Annotated in this window: 13 protein-coding genes; 3 read left to right on the top strand and 10 right to left on the bottom strand. The window is 70.8% G+C overall.

The window, feature by feature from the left end; translation table 11 throughout:
- Positions 1 to 55: 55 nt before the first annotated feature.
- Entirely contained in the window at positions 56 to 2,659 is a 2,604-nt protein-coding gene (locus ABT127_RS08340) for an ABC transporter permease/substrate binding protein (RefSeq protein ID WP_351445894.1), read from the bottom strand.
- Positions 2,652 to 3,758 (bottom strand): quaternary amine ABC transporter ATP-binding protein, encoded by a 1,107-nt coding sequence (locus ABT127_RS08335; protein WP_351445892.1) that lies wholly within the window; start codon positions 3,756 to 3,758, stop codon positions 2,652 to 2,654. Before ABT127_RS08335 ends, ABT127_RS08340 begins: the two co-directional genes overlap by 8 nt.
- A gap of 230 nt (positions 3,759 to 3,988) precedes the next feature.
- Here ABT127_RS08335 and ABT127_RS08330 point away from each other — a divergent pair, with 230 nt between their 5' ends.
- Together ABT127_RS08330 and ABT127_RS08325 are read left to right on the top strand one after the other, a co-directional pair.
- The gene (locus ABT127_RS08330; RefSeq protein ID WP_351446240.1) at positions 3,989 to 4,948 is read left to right on the top strand and encodes a 5'-3' exonuclease; all 960 of its coding nucleotides are present in this window, start codon (positions 3,989 to 3,991) and stop codon (positions 4,946 to 4,948) included.
- A 50-nt stretch (positions 4,949 to 4,998) separates the two neighbouring features.
- Positions 4,999 to 5,835 (top strand): siderophore-interacting protein, encoded by an 837-nt coding sequence (locus ABT127_RS08325; protein ID WP_351445890.1) that lies wholly within the window; start codon positions 4,999 to 5,001, stop codon positions 5,833 to 5,835.
- On the opposite strand, the gene ABT127_RS08320 is transcribed toward ABT127_RS08325, so the two are convergent.
- The 3 genes from ABT127_RS08320 to ABT127_RS08310 form a co-directional block, all read right to left on the bottom strand.
- Entirely contained in the window at positions 5,832 to 6,680 is an 849-nt protein-coding gene (locus tag ABT127_RS08320) for an SDR family NAD(P)-dependent oxidoreductase (protein ID WP_351445888.1), read from the bottom strand. The two genes, ABT127_RS08325 and ABT127_RS08320, sit on opposite strands and share 4 nt — an antisense overlap.
- 147 nt (positions 6,681 to 6,827) lie before the next feature.
- Positions 6,828 to 8,303: an integrin-like protein gene (locus ABT127_RS08315; RefSeq protein WP_351445886.1), complete on the bottom strand. Its 1,476-nt coding sequence runs from the start codon at positions 8,301 to 8,303 to the stop codon at positions 6,828 to 6,830.
- A gap of 57 nt (positions 8,304 to 8,360) precedes the next feature.
- Positions 8,361 to 9,818 (bottom strand): FG-GAP-like repeat-containing protein, encoded by a 1,458-nt coding sequence (locus ABT127_RS08310; protein WP_351445884.1) that lies wholly within the window; start codon positions 9,816 to 9,818, stop codon positions 8,361 to 8,363.
- Between the two features lie 143 nt (positions 9,819 to 9,961).
- On the opposite strand from ABT127_RS08310, the gene ABT127_RS08305 reads away from it, so the two are divergent.
- Positions 9,962 to 10,930 carry a pseudouridine synthase gene (locus tag ABT127_RS08305; RefSeq protein ID WP_351445882.1) on the top strand — a complete coding sequence of 323 codons (969 nt, stop codon included), beginning with the start codon at positions 9,962 to 9,964 and terminating at the stop codon, positions 10,928 to 10,930.
- Here the strand turns inward: ABT127_RS08305 and ABT127_RS08300 are convergent.
- Genes ABT127_RS08300 through ABT127_RS08280 form a run of 5 tightly spaced genes read right to left on the bottom strand, consistent with a single transcriptional unit; the run spans position 10,924 to position 15,588 of the window.
- On the bottom strand, positions 10,924 to 12,429 hold the full coding sequence (locus ABT127_RS08300; RefSeq protein ID WP_502971658.1) for a cytochrome P450: 1,506 nt from the start codon (positions 12,427 to 12,429) through the stop codon (positions 10,924 to 10,926). The genes ABT127_RS08305 and ABT127_RS08300 overlap by 7 nt on opposite strands.
- A 55-nt stretch (positions 12,430 to 12,484) precedes the next feature.
- Positions 12,485 to 13,135, bottom strand: a complete 651-nt coding sequence (locus ABT127_RS08295; RefSeq protein WP_502971657.1) for a GTP-binding protein — start codon at positions 13,133 to 13,135, stop codon at positions 12,485 to 12,487.
- Complete coding sequence (locus tag ABT127_RS08290) at positions 13,116 to 13,535, bottom strand: DUF742 domain-containing protein (protein WP_351445880.1); 420 nt, start codon at positions 13,533 to 13,535, stop codon at positions 13,116 to 13,118. The genes ABT127_RS08295 and ABT127_RS08290 overlap by 20 nt, the downstream gene beginning before the upstream one ends.
- Positions 13,532 to 13,939 (bottom strand): roadblock/LC7 domain-containing protein, encoded by a 408-nt coding sequence (locus ABT127_RS08285; protein WP_351445878.1) that lies wholly within the window; start codon positions 13,937 to 13,939, stop codon positions 13,532 to 13,534. The genes ABT127_RS08290 and ABT127_RS08285 overlap by 4 nt, the downstream gene beginning before the upstream one ends.
- On the bottom strand, positions 13,936 to 15,588 hold the full coding sequence (locus ABT127_RS08280; protein WP_351445876.1) for a sensor histidine kinase: 1,653 nt from the start codon (positions 15,586 to 15,588) through the stop codon (positions 13,936 to 13,938). Before ABT127_RS08280 ends, ABT127_RS08285 begins: the two co-directional genes overlap by 4 nt.
- Positions 15,589 to 15,694: the final 106 nt, after the last annotated feature.

The following is a 15,694-nucleotide window of genomic DNA, read 5'->3' as shown; positions in this document are numbered from 1 at the left end:
AGACTCGGCTGTGGGGAGCCCACCCCGCGTGTCACGCGTCAGGGTCAGTCGTCGGTCACCCGGAGGTCATCCGCTGCTCGACGTCCTTGTGCGCCGTGAGCCACGCGGTGACGGCCGCCTCCTCGTGGCCCTGACCCTGCTTCTTGATCTCGGCCTCCAGCGTGCCGAGCTCGTCCTCGCTCATCTTGAAGTTCTTGAACCACTTCGTGAGCTGCGGGTACTGCTTCGGGAAGTCCTTGCTGGAGATGGTGCGGATCGTGTTGCCCTCACCGAACTTCTTCTTCGGGTCGGCGAGCTTGGTCAGCTTGTACTGGCTGTACGCCCAGTGCGGCGACCAGAGCACGACCGCGACCGGCTCCTTCTTCGCATAGGCCCGCTTGAGCTCGGCGAGCATCGCCGGCGTGGAGCCGTCGACGACCTTGTACTCCTTGTCCAGGCCGTAGCCGGGCAGCACGTCCTTCTTCAGGAGGCTCATCTCGCCGGTGCCCGGCTCGATGCCGATGATCTTCCCGTCGAAGGTCTTGCTCTTGCCCTTGAGGTCCGCGAGGGACTTGACGCCCTTCACGTAGGAGGGCACCGCGAGCTCCAGCGAGGTCGGGCTGTACCAACTGCCCAGATCGTTGAGCTTGTCCTTGCTCTTGTCCCAGTAGTTCTTCTGCGCGTACGGCAGCCAGGCGTCGAAATTGACGTCCAGGTCACCGCTGGCGAGGCCGGTGTAGACCGGGCCCACGTCCATCTGCTTGAGATTCAGCTTGTAGCCGCGCTTCTCCAGGACGTTCTTCCACAGGTAGGTGACCGCGACGTCCTCGTCCCACGGGAACCACGCGACGTTCACGGCACGCTCGGCCTCGGCGGCCGTCTTCTTCACCGGCGCCCACTTGTCGACGACGCCCGGGTTCTTCTTCAGCCACGCCTTGACGGCGTCCTGCTGGTCGCCCTTGCCGGCCTCGTTGATCTCGGCCTCAAGACTCGTGAGCTGCTTCTCGCTCATCTTGAAGTCCTTGAGCCACTTGTCGACCTCGGGGAACTCGGTTCCGAAGCCCTTGCGGGCCAGCGAGTGCACTCCGTCGCCCTTGCCCCAGGCGCCCTTCGGATCCTTGAGCTTCTTGAGCTTGTAGTCGTTGTACGCCCAGTGCGGCGACCAGAGCGTGGTGACGATCGGGTCCTTCTTGGCGTAGGCGCGCTTGAGCTGCGCCAGCATCGCCGGAGTGGAGCTGTCGACGACCTTGTAATCCTTGTCGAGGCCGTACGCCTTGAGGACCTTGCTCTTGAGCAGGGCCATCTCGCCGGCGCTGGACTCGATGCCGGTGATCTTGCCGTCGAACTTGGAGGCCTGGCCCTTCAGGTCCTCCATGGAGTCGATGCCCTTCATGTACGCGGGCACCGCCAGCTCCAGAGAGGTGGGGCCGTACCAGGAACCGAGGTCCTCGAGCTGCTTGCCGTACTTCTTCCAGTACTGGGCGTGCGTGGTCGGCAGCCAGGAGTCCGTCTCGAAGTCGACGCTGCCCTGCGCCAGCGACGTGTAGAGCGGGCCGGCGTCGAACTGCTTGACCTCGACGTCGAAGCCGCGCTGCTCCAGCATCTCCTTCCACAGGAAGGTGGAGGCGACGCCCTCGTCCCAGGGGATGTAGCCGATGGTGATCTTCTTGCCCTTGCCCACGTTCGTGGAGTCCGCGACCGCGGTGCCCGACGAGGAGTTGCCGAACAGGCCCATGCCGCCCGCGACGAGCGCGAGGACGACGACACCGACCACTGCGACGGCGGGACGCGGACGGTAGGACCAGATGTTCAGTCCCTGCGTGGAGCGGAGCTTGGCGAGGGCGCGACGGCCGAGCGGGGAGACCTGCTGGCCGAGCGCGCTGGTCATGCGGTCCAGGTAGATCGCCAGGATGACGATGGAGACACCGGACTCGGCGCCCAGGCCCACGTTGAGCTGGCCGATCGCCTCGTTGACGTCACCGCCGAGGCCGTCGGCGCCGACCATGCCCGCGATGGCGGCCATGGACAGGCCCAGCATGATGACCTGGTTGACACCGGCCATGATCGTCGGGAGGGCCAGCGGCAGCTGCACGCGCAGCAGGGTGTTGCGCGGCGTCGTGCCGAACGCGGAGGCCGCCTCGACCAGTTCGCCGTCGACCTGCCGGATGCCCAGCTCGGTCATGCGCACGCCCGGCGGGACCGCGAAGATCAGCGTCGCGACGATGCCGGCCGGGGCGCCCGAACCGAAGAACAGGATGGCCGGGATCAGATAGACCATCGCCGGCAGCGTCTGCATCAGGTCGAGCACCGGCCGGAAGAATCCGCTGACCCGGTCGGACCGTGCCGCCCAGATGCCGAGCGGCACTCCGATGACGAGCGCGATCAGCGTCGACACGAGGACCAGCGACAGCGTCATCATCGCGTGGTCCCACAACTCGAGGTTGTCGATGAACGCGAATCCGACGAAGGTCAGCACGCCGGCGAGCGTGCCGCGCAGCCAGAAGGCTATGACGGCGAAGATTCCCGCGAGCAGCAGCGGCTCGGGAGCCTGCAGCACGTCGGTGATGCCGTTGTAGACGCCGTCGAAGACGGCCTTGAGGAAGTCGAAGAGCCACGCGACGTGGTTGAGCAGCCAGTCGACCAGGCTGTTGACCCAGTCGCCGAAGGGGATCCTAGGCACCGGCGTTCACCTTCTCCACCGGGCCGTCGCCCTCCGAGTCCTGCGGGGCCTGCGAGGCCTCCGGTGCCTCTACGGTCTTCATCGGCTCGCCGAGCACGGCGAGCAGCCGCTGCCGCGGGACGACGCCGAGCAGCTTGCCCGCGTCGTCGGTCACGGCCACGGGTATCTCGCTGGTCGAGCAGGGCGTGAACAGCTCGATGATCGGGGTGTCCTCGGTGACCGTCGCCGGGGCCTCGGCCGCCTTGTACCCCTGGTCGGGGGCGGCCATGATCGCGCCCGCGCTCAGCACGCGGGAGCGGTCGACGTCCTGGGTGAAGGACGCGACGTAGTCGTTGGCCGGCGTGACGAGGATGTCCTCGGCGGAGCCGATCTGGACGATGCGGCCGTCGCGCATGACGGCGATGCGGTCGCCCAGTCGCATGGCCTCGTTCAGGTCGTGGGTGATGAAGACGATGGTCTTCTTCAGGGTTTTCTGCAGTTCGAGCAGCTGGTCCTGCATGTCGCGCCGGATCAGCGGGTCGAGCGCGCTGAACGACTCGTCCATCAGGAGCATGTCGGCGTCGGTGGCGAGCGCGCGGGCCAGGCCCACACGCTGCTGCATGCCGCCGGACAGCTCGTCGGGGAAGGACTTCTCCCACCCCTTCAGACCGGCCAGCTCCAGCGCCTCGTGGGCACGCTTCTCGCGCTCGGCGCGCGGCACGCCCTGCACCTCGAGCCCGTAGGCCGCGTTCTCCAGGACGGAGCGGTGCGGGAAGAGCGCGAAGTGCTGGAAGACCATGCTGATCTTCTTGGAGCGCACCTCGCGCAGGTCGCGCGCGGACAGCTGCGTCAGGTCCTGGCCGTCGAAGCGGACGTGCCCCGCCGTGGGCTCCAGGAGTCCGTTGAGCATGCGCAGCAGCGTGGACTTGCCTGATCCGGACAGACCCATGACGACAAAGATCTGGCCCGGCTCGACGGTGAAGGACGCTTCGATGACGGCGGCTGTGGTGCCGTCGGCGCGCAGCTCCTCACGGTCGGCTCCGCGGCGGAGTTTCTCCACCGCCTCAGCGGGTCGTCTTCCGAACACCTTGTACAGGTCTTCGGCTTCAAGCCTGGACACATACACCTCTCGGGTTGGAGCAGGACGGCCCGCCTCCCCCGCCGGCAGGCCGTGGAGCGGTACGGGTTCTGCCCGTCCGGTCGACCGTCCCCACCGTTCACTAGTTGAATACGGGACCGGATGCGCTCCGGCTCGGCGCCTGCCCGGGCTTATGCGGACCAAACACATGAGTGATCCAGTTCACATTCCGTTCACCGCCCGTCCGGCCGCTGTCGGTGGTGTACGGCATGATGCGCAAGGTGACCCAAGGACCCGCAGCCCCCTCCGCGCAGCAGCGTCTGATGCTGCTCGACACCGCGTCCCTGTACTTCCGGGCCTACTTCGGTGTGCCCGACTCCGTGAAGGCCCCGGACGGCACTCCGGTGAACGCGGTGCGCGGACTGCTCGAATTCATCACGCGCCTCGTCCACGACCACCACCCCACGCACCTGGTGGCCTGCATGGACGCGGACTGGCGCCCCCAGTGGCGCGTCGACCTGATCCCCTCGTACAAGGCGCACCGCGTCGCCGAGGAGACACCTTCCGGCACCCCCGACGAGGAGGAGGTGCCCGACACGCTGTCGCCGCAGGTCCCGATCATCGAGGCCGTGCTCGACGCCGTGGGCATCGCACGGGTCGGTGTCGCCGGGTACGAGGCGGACGACGTGATCGGCACCTTCACCGGCCGGGCGGACGGCCCGGTGGACATCGTCACCGGCGACCGCGACCTCTTCCAGCTCGTCGATGACAAGCGGGAGCGGCGCGTGCTCTACCCGGTCAAGGGCGTCGGCACGCTGCAGATCACCGACGAGGACCTGCTGCGTGAGAAGTACGGGGTGGACGGCTCCGGCTACGCGGACATGGCGCTGCTGCGCGGCGACCCCAGCGACGGCCTGCCGGGCGTCCCCGGGATCGGCGAGAAGACGGCCGCGAAGCTGCTCGCGCAGTTCGGGGACCTGGCCGGGATCATGGCCGCGGTCGACGACCCGAAGGCCAAGCTGACGCCGACCCAGCGCAAGCGGCTCGACGAGTCGCGCCCGTACCTGGCGGTGGCGCCGAAGGTCGTGCAGGTCGCTGGCGACGTCCCGCTGCCCGACGTGGACACCGCCCTGCCCCGGACGCCCCACGACGCGGCCGCCGTCGAGCAGTTGGGGGCCCGCTGGGGCTTGGGGGGTTCTTTGCAGCGACTCCTCGCCACACTCTCGGGGTGAGGTGCTAGCTTAGGCATACCTAAGTAGCAGTGGATCAAGGGAGACCGCACATGGCCGAGCGTCCCGCAGCGCGCAAGCCCCGCAAGGCCCGCTCCGCACAGGTCGTGCGCACCGAGCGCCTGACGCCTCACATGCAGCGGGTGGTGCTCGGCGGGGACGGCCTCGCGGACTTCCCCGCCGAGCTGGAGTACACCGACCACTATGTGAAGCTGCTGTTCACGCCGCCCGGCGTCGCGTACGAGGAGCCTTTCGACGTGGAGCGGATCCGGGAGGAGCTGCCGCGCGAGCAGTGGCCCGTGACGCGTACGTACACGGTGCGTGCCTGGGACCCGGCCGCGCGCGAGCTGACGGTCGACTTCGTGATCCACGGCGACGAGGGCCTGGCCGGTCCCTGGTCGGCGGCGGTCGCGCCCGGAGAAACGATCCACTTCATGGGTCCGGGCGGCGCCTACCGCCCGGACCTCGCCGCCGACTGGCACCTGCTCGCCGGTGACGAGAGCGCGCTGCCCGCGATCGCCGCCGCGCTGGAGGTGCTCCCGGAGGGGACGCGGGCCCACGCCTTCATCGAGATCGAGGGCCCCCAGGAGGAGCAGAAGATCGACACCCCCGTCGAGGTCACCTGGCTGCACCGGGCGGGCCGTCCGGTCGGCCAGGCGCTCGTCGCGGCGGTCACCGGACTCGACTTCCCCGAGGGCCGGCTGCACGCCTTCGTCCACGGCGAGGCCGGCTTCGTGAAGGAGCTGCGCCGCTATCTGCGCATCGAGCGCCAGATCCCCCGTGAGGACCTGTCGATCTCCGGCTACTGGCGGCTCGGCCACAACGAGGACGGCTGGCAGGCCTCGAAGCGCGACTGGAACGCGCAGGTGGAGGCGGAGCAGGAGAGCTAGGGCCCCTCGGTCGCACGTACGGCCGGGCTGCCGAAGAGCCGTCGTGCCTCGGCCAGATCCGCCCGGGCGTCCTCGGCCGCGGCCTCCCGGTAGCCGAACGCGTCGTCGCCGACCGGGATCCTGAGCGGAAGAGGCCCCTCGGCGGCGACGACGGCGAGCACCCGGGCGGCGAAGTCGTCCGGGTCACCGACCTGCGGAGTGTCGGTCAGGGCGCGGAAGGCCGCGAGCATGGGCCCGTTGGCCTCGTCGTAGGCCGGAACGTGGTCGCGGGTCTCGGTCATGGCGGTGCCGTAGCGCGTGGCGAACATGCCGGGTTCCAGGACGGTGACGCGGATGCCGTGGGGCGCCGTCTCGGCCGCGAGCGTCTGGCTCATGGCCTCCAGCGCCTGCTTCCCGGCAGCGTAGGCGGCCGTGCCGGACAGCGTGATGTGCCCGGCCACGGTCGACACGTTGAGGATGTGTCCCGCTCCCTGAGCGCGCATCAGGGGCAGGACGAGCCGCGTCAGGCGCCACGGGCCGACGAGCAGGACGTCCAGGAGGTCGCGCAGTTCGGTGTCGGAGGTCTCCTCGACCGCGCCGAAGAGGCCGCCGCCCGCGTTGTTGACCAGGACGTCGATGCCTCCCAGGCGCTCGGCCGCGCGCCGGACGGCGTCCGCGCAGGAGGCGGCGTCGCGCAGTTCCAGCGCGACGGGCGTGATGCGGCCGGGCCAGGCGGCGGCCAGATCCTCCAGATCGGCGGTCTTGCGCGCGGTGACCACCAGGTCGTCGCCCGCCGCGGCGGCCGCGACCGCCAGCGCCCGGCCGAGGCCGGAAGAACATCCCGTGATGAGCCAGCGTCGTCCCATGTGTTCCCCCGGCTGCCCGTCGGTGCGCCGCCGACCCGGCGGCACCTCATCGTGGCGGCGGCAGGCGGCCCTCGTCAGCCCCGCTGCGGAAGCGCCGGCGGGCGCGTGGGCGCACCCGCCGGGCGCACGGGTCCGCTCCGCACGCGGTCAGAGGCCGAGCACCCGCCCGTACTCGATCGCCCCGGTCAGGCTCAGCTTCGACGGTGTCAGCGCCACGGACCCCGCCCAGGTCGGCACGGAGGAACCGTTGCCGCGCAGGTACCAGACGCCGCCGGAGCCCTCGGCCGTCCCGCCGTTCTCGCCGTACGAGCCCACCGCGAGGTCGGGGAAGTAGTCCTTGTCGTAGTCGCCGATCGTGAACGCCGCGCCGAACAGGTCGTTCGCCTCGGCCGAGCCGGGCACGTTCGCCGTGTTCTGGTGGACCGCGATGCCCCGGGTCTGGCCCCACACATCGATCAGACCGCCGCTGCCGGCGACCAGCACGGTCACCGAACCCGCCTGGGTCCGGGTACCGATGGCCTCGCCGGGCGCGCCGATCACCAGGTCGTCCGCGTCGTCGCCGTTGAACCGTCCGGCCTTGAGCTCGACCCCGAAGTTGTCGCCGTCCTCCGCGGTGCCGGGCACGCCCGGGGTGTCCTGGTTGATGGTCTGGCTGCGGTAGCCGAAGGGCCGGCCGCCGTACTCCACCTGGACCTTTCCGCCCTTGGCCAGTTCGGCCGGGCCGCAGTCCTTGCTGGTCTCGTGGCCGATGATCCGGCACTGCCCGATCGCCAGGTCGTCCACGCCGTCCCGGTCGAAGTCGCCCGCGGCGAGGGAGTATCCGGCCGCGTCCGACCACCAGTAGGCGTCGAGTGTCGCGTCGGTGGCGTTCCATCGCAGCAGCCGTGTGCCGGAGGACTCCAGGTTGTACGCGGAGATCGCCAGCTCGTCGGCGCCGTCGCCGTCGAAGTCGCCCGCCGCCAGCTGGCCCGCCGTGCCGCCGTATCCGTTGTCGAGGACCGGCTGCAGCGGCTTGTCCTCGCTCAGCGGGCCCGGCCGCAGGGCGACCTTGCCGGACTCGCCGTTGGACTGGCCGATCGCCAGGTCCGCGCGGCCGTCACGGGTGAAGTCGCCCACGGCGAGCGTGGCGCCGGTGCCGGTGCTGCCCCGCTGTCCCTGGGCGACCGTCTTGCCGCCTACGAAGCCGTTCGACGATCCGTACAGGGCGGTGACGCTGCCCTGGCCCGTCCCGGCGGAGCCGTCGCCCACCGTCTCGCCGGGGGCGCCGACGGCCAGGTCGGTCAGACCGTCGCCGTCGAAGTCGGCAGTGGCGACGGCCAGCCCGAAGCGGTCGTTCTTCTCCGAAGTCCCGGGCACGCCCGCGCTGTCCTGGCTCAGCTTGAGGGCGCCGCGGGAGCCGAGACCGTTCGGACCACCGAACAGGACATGCACGTAACCCGCGCTCCTGAGCCCGTTCACGGTGCCGTCGAGGACGCCGACAGCGGCATCCGCGTATCCGTCGCCGTTGAAATCGACGGTCGCGCGCGCAGTCGGCGCGGCGGCGGCCGGACCACCGGCCGTGCCGAGCGTGGCGAGGACGGTGGCGGCGCACAGGGCCGCCGCCGAGAGAGTCTTTCTCCGCACAGTCACTCCAAGTTGCTTACCGGAAGGGCGATTTCACGCGTGAGGGTGTGCCGGCGCCTACTGGCCGAGGACCTCGCCGTACTTCGTGCCGGTGGACAGCGCGAGCCCGTACGGCGTCAGCGGCCGTCCGACGGGATAGGCGGTCGTCGTGGTCTGCGCGTACCAGACGCCGCCGGAGCGGGCCTCGCCCGCGTTCTCCGAGGGGGCGCTCGCGGCGACGTCCCCCAGCTGGTCGGGGTCGTACCTGCCGGTGGTCACCTGGGCGCCGAACCGGTCGCCGGCCTCGGCGGTGCCGGGCATGCCGGGGGTGTCCTGGTGGCGCGCGACACCGCCGGACGGGCCGGTGGCGGTACCGCCCAGGACGACGTACGCGCCCGCGTCCTTGACGGTGCCGACGTCCTCACCGGGCACGCCGACCACGAGTTCCGGGAGGTCGTCGTCGTTCAGGTCGCCCGCGGCGACCGAGAAGCCGAACCAGTCGCCCGCCTCGGAGGCCCCGGCGACCCCGGGGCTGTCCTGCGTGAAGCAGTCGTACGCGGAGCCGAAGGCGTCCCCCTTGCCGTACACCACGGCGACCGCGCCGCCGGTCCGCTCGTCGGCGCAGAGCGGGGCCTCCTCGGACTCGGGGTTGGGCTGGTCGTATCCGATGGCCAGGTCGTCCTTGCCGTCCCGGTCGAAGTCCGCGGCGGCCAGTGACTGGCCGTAGTCCCAGCTGTTCCAGTACCGGGTGGGCCGGCCATCGGCGTCCCAGCGCAGGATGAAGGTGCCCGAACCCTCCAACTCCTTGTACGTCACCGCGAGGTCGTCCTTGCCGTCACCGTCGAAGTCGCCGGTCGCGAGGTCGCGGGTGCGGCCGCCCATGCTGTACTCCTCGATGACCTCGGTCGTGGTGGGCGTGCCGGGAGCGAGCGGGCCGGGCCGCAGCCGCAGCGAGCCGCCCTCCTCCTCGGCCGCGCCGAGCGCGAGGTCCTGGTCACCGTCGTGGTCGTAGTCGCCCACGGAGATGCTGCTGCCGAGCTGGGTGAACTCGCCCTCGCCCCTGGCCGCGGTGAAGCCGACGCTGTCGTGATTGCCGAAGCCCAGCCGGGAGCCGTACAGCACGGTGACGCTGCCTTCGTGGCCGTATCCCGCGTCGGTGAGGGCCTCGCCGCTCGCGCCGATGACGAGGTCGGCGATGCCGTCACCGTCGAGGTCGCCGGACGCCACCGCGGAACCGAAGTGGTCCCCGGCCTCCGGGGTGCCGGGCACGGCGCGGTAGGACTGGCTGATGATGCCGGTGGAGCTGCTCGGGCCGAGCCCGTTCACCCCGCCCCAGACCACGTTCACGTACCCGGCCTGGGCCTTGCCGTTCACAGTCGCGGACGGCACGCCCACGGCGAGGTCGGTCAGGCCGTCCCCGTTGAAGTCGGCGCGCACCGGGGTCGCGGCGGCCGCGGTTCCGGCGAGGGGCAGGGTCAGCCCGGCGGCGGTGAGGGCCGCGACGGCGGCCGTGGCGCCCAGGGTTCCTACACGCACGATGGTTCTCCCGGAGATAGAGAAGGTCGAGAAGAAGGGGAAGCTTTTCCGGGCTGTGTGACACCTGAGGTGTACGAAGGGTTGTGCGAGAGGGACTTGAGCGTGAACGCGGTGCCCTTCGGGGGCCACGTACCCTTGCCCTGATGACGCGCCGAAGACTCCGCACCGCACCGGCCCCGCTCCCCCAGCGCGACGGCATCGACCCGGTACGGGTACGGCTGCCGGTCGACGGCGCGGAGGCCTGGGCCACGCTCCGCGACCACCTCGTGGAGCGGCTCAGCGCCGGTGACGGCGTGATCGACGCGATGATCGCCGAGGGCCGCATCGTGCGGGCGGACGGCAGCGCCGTCACCGCCACGGCGGCGTACGAACCGGGCGGCCAGGTCTGGTTCCACCGCGACCTCGCGCCCGAGACACCGGTGCCGTTCCCCGTCGGCATCGTGTACCGCGACGAGCACATCGTCGTCGCCGACAAGCCGCACTTCCTGGCCACGACACCACGCGGCAGCCATGTCACCGAGACCGCGCTCGCCCGTCTCCGCCGCGACCTGGACATCCCGGCGCTGGGTCCCGCGCACCGGCTCGACCGGCTGACGGCGGGACTCGTGCTGTTCGTCGTACGGCCGCAGGACCGGGGGAAGTACCAGACGCTGTTCGGGGACCGGCTCGTGACCAAGGAGTACGAGGCGGTGGCCCCGTACGATCCCGCGGTAGCGCTGCCCGTGACCCTGCGCAGCCGGATCGAGAAGGAGCGCGGGGTGCTCGCCGCCCGGGAGATCCCGGGCGGCGAGCCCAACGCCGAGACCGGGGTCCGGCTCGACGGGCGCGCGGGGCCGCTCGGGCTGTACCGGCTGGCGCCGCACACCGGGCGCACCCATCAGCTGCGGGTGCACATGAACAGCCTGGGCCTGCCGATCCTCGGCGACCCGCTGTACCCGGAGGTCACCGATCCGGTAGCGCCCGGCGACTTCCGGCGGCCGCTGCAACTCCTTGCGCGCTCACTGGAGTTCCGGGATCCGGTGACCGGGCACGAGCACCGCTTCGTCAGTGCTCGCACCCTGCGCGCCTGGACGTCGTACGACTCCTGGGCCGCCGAACCTGCCGATCAGTAGCCGCGCCACCAGCGCAGGAACCGCTGCCAGGCGCCGACCGGCGGCTCCGGCGCGGCCTGCGGCACCGGGGCGGCGGGGCGCTCGGGCTCCGCGGGCGCGGCGGGCGGCGGGGGCACGACCGGCTCGCGGGCCGACGAGACCTGCCAGTCGGGCCTGCGCGGCGGGGTGATGCTGGGCTTGCCGCTGACGTCCTGCTGCGCCCGGGGCGTGAACGTCACCGGGAGCGCCACCAGGTGCCGGGACAGGATCGACGAGCGCCACCGCAACTCGCTCTCGTCGACGGAGAGTTCGGTGTCGGGCAACCGCATCAGGAACGCGTCGACGCCGATCTCGGCGATGGCGCGGCCGATGTCCTGGCCGGGGCACTCGTGCGGCCCGCCGCCGAACGCGAGGTGCGAGCGGTTGCCCATCATGTGGGCGGTCGGGTCGGGGCGGACGACCGGGCACACGTTGCCCGGCTGGATCCCGAAGAGCAGGCCGTCGCCCGCGCGGATGTGCTGCCCGCCCAGCTCGGTGTCCACCTTCGCGAAGTAGCCGATCATGGCGCTGAACGGCGGCTCGTCCCACAGCGACTGCTCGACCGCCTCGGGCACGGTCATCTGCCCGCCGTTGAGCTGGGCGCGGAAGCGCGGGTCGGTGAGCACGACGCGCAGCACGTTCGCGATGAGGTTGGCCGTGGCCTCGTACCCGGCGATGAGGACCAGCCGCAGGTGATGCGCGACCTCCTCGTCGGTGAGCCCGGCCGGGTCGCCGATCAGGCCGCTGGTGAAGTCGCCGTCGACCGGGTGGGCCCGGCGGCGCGCCACGAGGTCGAACAGGACGCCCATGATGAACTCGTTGCTGGCGATGGCCGTCTCGGTGCCCTTGAGGAAGTCGCGGGCGTTCTGCACGATCCGCTCGCTGTAGGCCTCGGGGGCGCCGATCACGTCGAGCATCACCTTCATCGGCAGGTGCTCGGCGAACTCGCTGACGATGTCGCAGGTGCCGCGCTCGGAGAACCGGTTGATGATCTCCTGGGTGCCCTTGTTGATGGACCGGCGCAGGCTGCGGTGCTCGATGGTCGACATGGCGGCGGTGACCGCGCCGCGCAGCCGGGCGTGCTCGGCCCCCTCGACGAAGGACGCCATGGGCTGCCAGCTGACGACCGGGGCGAGCGGGTGCGTGGGCTTGAACGTGCCGTTCTTCATCTGCGTCCAGATGCGGGCGTCCCGGGTGTACTGGGACGTGCTGCGCACCATGTGCAGGTTCTCGGTGTGGCCGAGCACGGCCCACATCCGGACGTCCTCGTGGATCAGCACGGGGGCGACCGGGCCGTGTTCGGCGCGCAGCTTCTCGTAGAGGGCGGGGATGTCGGCGTCGGCCTCGGGCCCGTAGAGCCGGCGCAGTCCGTCCGGGCCGAGGGCGTGCGCCGGACAGCCGGGCGGCGGGGCCTCGCCGTAGCCTTCGAGGTTGTCGTACCCGGCGGGTGACAGGGAGGAGTCGGGGGGAGGAGGCGTCACGGAAATCGCTCCGGTCGATTGGGGGGACTGGTCTGTCGGACGCGGGAGTTCGGGGTCAGGCGCGGTGCAGGGCCATCTCGTGCAGATAGCGCATCAGGGTCATCAGCACATCGCGGCTGGAGGCGCGGCGGCGCGCGTCGCACTCGATGATCGGTACCTGCGGGTCCAGGTCGAGCGCGCTGCGCAGCTCCTCCGCCGGGTAGCGCGGGCCGTCCGGGAAGGCGTTGTTGGCGATCACGAACGGGACGCCGCGCTCCTCGAGACGCCCGATCACGTCGAAGCTGACCTCCAGCCGGCGGGTGTCGATCAGGACGACCGCCCCGAGCGCGCCCTCGAACAGCCCGTTCCACAGGAACCAGAAGCGCTCCTGGCCCGGTGTGCCGAACAGGTACAGCACGAGTTCGTCGGTGATCCCGATCCGGCCGAAGTCCATGGCCACGGTGGTGGCCGTCTTGGTGTCGGAGCCGTAGTCGTCGTCGACGCCGATGCCCGCCTGCGTCATGGTCTCTTCGGTGGTGAGCGGGCGGATCTCGCTGACCGAGCCGACCATCGTGGTCTTGCCCACGCCGAATCCGCCGACGATCACGATCTTGACGGCCGAGGTGACCGTCTCGGGCATCCGGTCCTCGGCCCGCGGTCCGGCGATGTGCACACCGCCGCGGGCGGCCTCGACGGCGGCCGTGCTCTCAGAGCTTCTGTAGTCCATGCATCACCGCTTCGAGGAGGGAACGGTCCGCGACGGCGCCCCGGATGACCGGCTCGCGGGCCTGGACCTGTTCGGCCGCGAGGAGTTCGCCGAGCAGCACGGTGACCACGCTGAACGGCAGATTGAGGTAGGCCGAGATCTCGGCCGTGGACAGGGGCGTCCGGCACATCCGCAGCACGGCGGCCTGTTCGGGCGGCGCCGTCGGCTTCGGTTCGGTCCGGGCCACGATCAGGGTGACCAGGTCGAGCGGCGCGCGCTCGCCGCCGTCGGTGCCGCCGGTGATGACGTACAGGCGCTCGAGGTCCTTGGGGTCCTGCGGACCCTGGGGCCCCTGGGCCGAGCGCCGTTCACGCCGCGGCGGTGGTGGCTCCCGGTAGGGGGGCTGGGGCGGAGGCGTCATACGGTCTGCCCGTTGCGTCGGGGCGGGCTGGTCAGGTGCGCGCCGATCCGGATGACCAGGTCGCGCATCTGGTGGCTGATCATGCCGGCGTCGACGAACTGGTTGGCGAGGACGGCGAGGTACGCGCCCTTGCCGGCGGCCATCAGATAGAAGAAGCCGGCGTCGACCTCGATGATGACCATGTTCATCTTGCCGCTGGATTCGGGGATCTCCGTGGCGACCGCGGAGGCGAGGGACTGAAGTCCCGCACAGGCGGCGGCGATCCGGTCGGCGGCGTCGGGGTCGCCGCCGTAGCGGGCGATGCGCAGTCCGTCGGCGGACAGCACGACCACCTGCTGCACGTTCGCCACACTGTCGGCGAGCTCCTTGAGCATCCAGTCGAAGTTGGCGCGTTGCTGGATCACTGACGGTCTCCCTCGTCGACCTGCTGGTTGTACGCGTCGTCGTGCGGCTTCTGCGTGGCCTCACCGGGTCCGGCGGCCCCGGCCGCCTCATCCGGTTTCAGCCCGTTCATGAACGCCTCGACCCACAGGCCGGGTTCGGGCTGCTCCGGCTTGTCAGGCTCGGGCTTGTCGTGCTCCGGCTCCACGGACGGGGTGGGGACGGGCGCTCCCCCGTAGTGCTGCGTCCCGGGCGGTGGTGCGGACAGATCGGGATGGCGCGGGGTCACGATGATCTGGTTCTCGATGACCTTCGTGTCGACCTTCCTGCGGCGCTGCGGGAGCCCGTTGGCCCGCCATTCGGTGACCACCGGGACGTCGTCCTCCATCGCGAGGAGCGGGGCGGAGGGACGCGGGCCCGTGGTGGGGCGGCGGGTCTTCTTCAGCCGCGGCTCTTCCTTGATCGGAACGCCGTTGTGGTCGACGCGCGGCACGGCGGTGGCACCGATGCCGTGGGCGATGCCGGGCGCGGGCTCGCTGCTCATCATGTCGCGCGGGACGACGAGCACGGCGCGCACGCCGCCGTACGCGGACTGGCGCAGCGAGATCTGCATGTCGTACATGGAGCAGAGCCGGCCGACGATCGACAGACCGAGGCGCGGGTTCTCGCCGAGGTCGTTGAGGTCGACTCCGGCCTGGGCGCGGTCCAGCATCCGCTCGACCCGGGCCCGCTGCTCCTCGCCGAGGCTGACGCCGCCGTCCTCGATCTCGATGGCGACACCGGTCTGCACCTCGACCGCGGTGACGTGCACGCGGGTCTGCGGCGGCGAGTAGCGGGTGGCGTTGTCGAGCAGTTCGGCGACGGCGTGGATCAGCGGCTCGACGGAGATGCCCTTGATGGCGATGTCGCAGATGGCGTGCAGGTCGATGCGCGGGTACTCCAGGATGCGCGACATGGCGCCGCGCAGCACGCTGTAGAGCTTGACCGGCTTGGGCCACTGGCGGCCGGGGCGGGCGCCGCCGAGGACGGTGACGGAGTCGGCGAGGCGGCCGATCAGGGCCGTGCCGTGGTCGATGCGCAGCAGGTCGTCGAAGACCTCGGGGTTGCGGCCGTGGTCCTCCTCCATCTCGCGGAGTTCCTGGGCCTGCTTGTGCACGATGGCCTGGACGCGGCGGGCGATGGAGACGAACGCGCGCTGGGCCGCGTCGTTCGCCGCCGCCTCGCGGTCGATCTCCTTGAGGCAGTCGCTGATCAGGGCGCGCTCACCGCGGGTGACGTCGCGGAAGGCCGGCTCGGCGTCGCAGGTGTTGCGGACCGCGTCCACGGGGTTGTCCCCGGTGCGCAGCCGGTACAGGGCGTGCGGCAGCACTTCCTTGGCGACCCGCATCGTGCGGTGTTCCTGGTCGGCGATCCGGTTCTCCAACTCGGCCACGTGACGGGCGTATTGGGTGCGCTGCTCCCGGACGACGCGGCCCCGGCGCACGGCCTCCGCCGCGACGGCCACCACCAGGAGCGTGCCGAGGGCACCGCACAGGGCGACGGCGAGCCGTGCGGGCTCCGCGACCAGGGCGACGGCCGCTCCGGTGGCGGCGGCCATGACCATCGCGGGCAGTAACAGCACGCGTGCGTACGGGACTTCTCGGCCACCGGGAGGCGATTGAACACTCACCATGTATGCCCTCTGAACGGTCGTATCGGGGGAATTTGCGACGGTTCGTTACGTTTCTCTGCCTGTCGTTCCCTGGATCAATGCGAACCATCGGCGCACACGGGAACAA

Source organism: Streptomyces sp. NPDC001904 (assembly GCF_040297005.1).
GTDB lineage: Bacteria > Actinomycetota > Actinomycetes > Streptomycetales > Streptomycetaceae > Streptomyces.
Note: the sequence above shows the minus strand (reverse complement) of the source record. Positions and strands in the feature narration are given on the sequence as shown.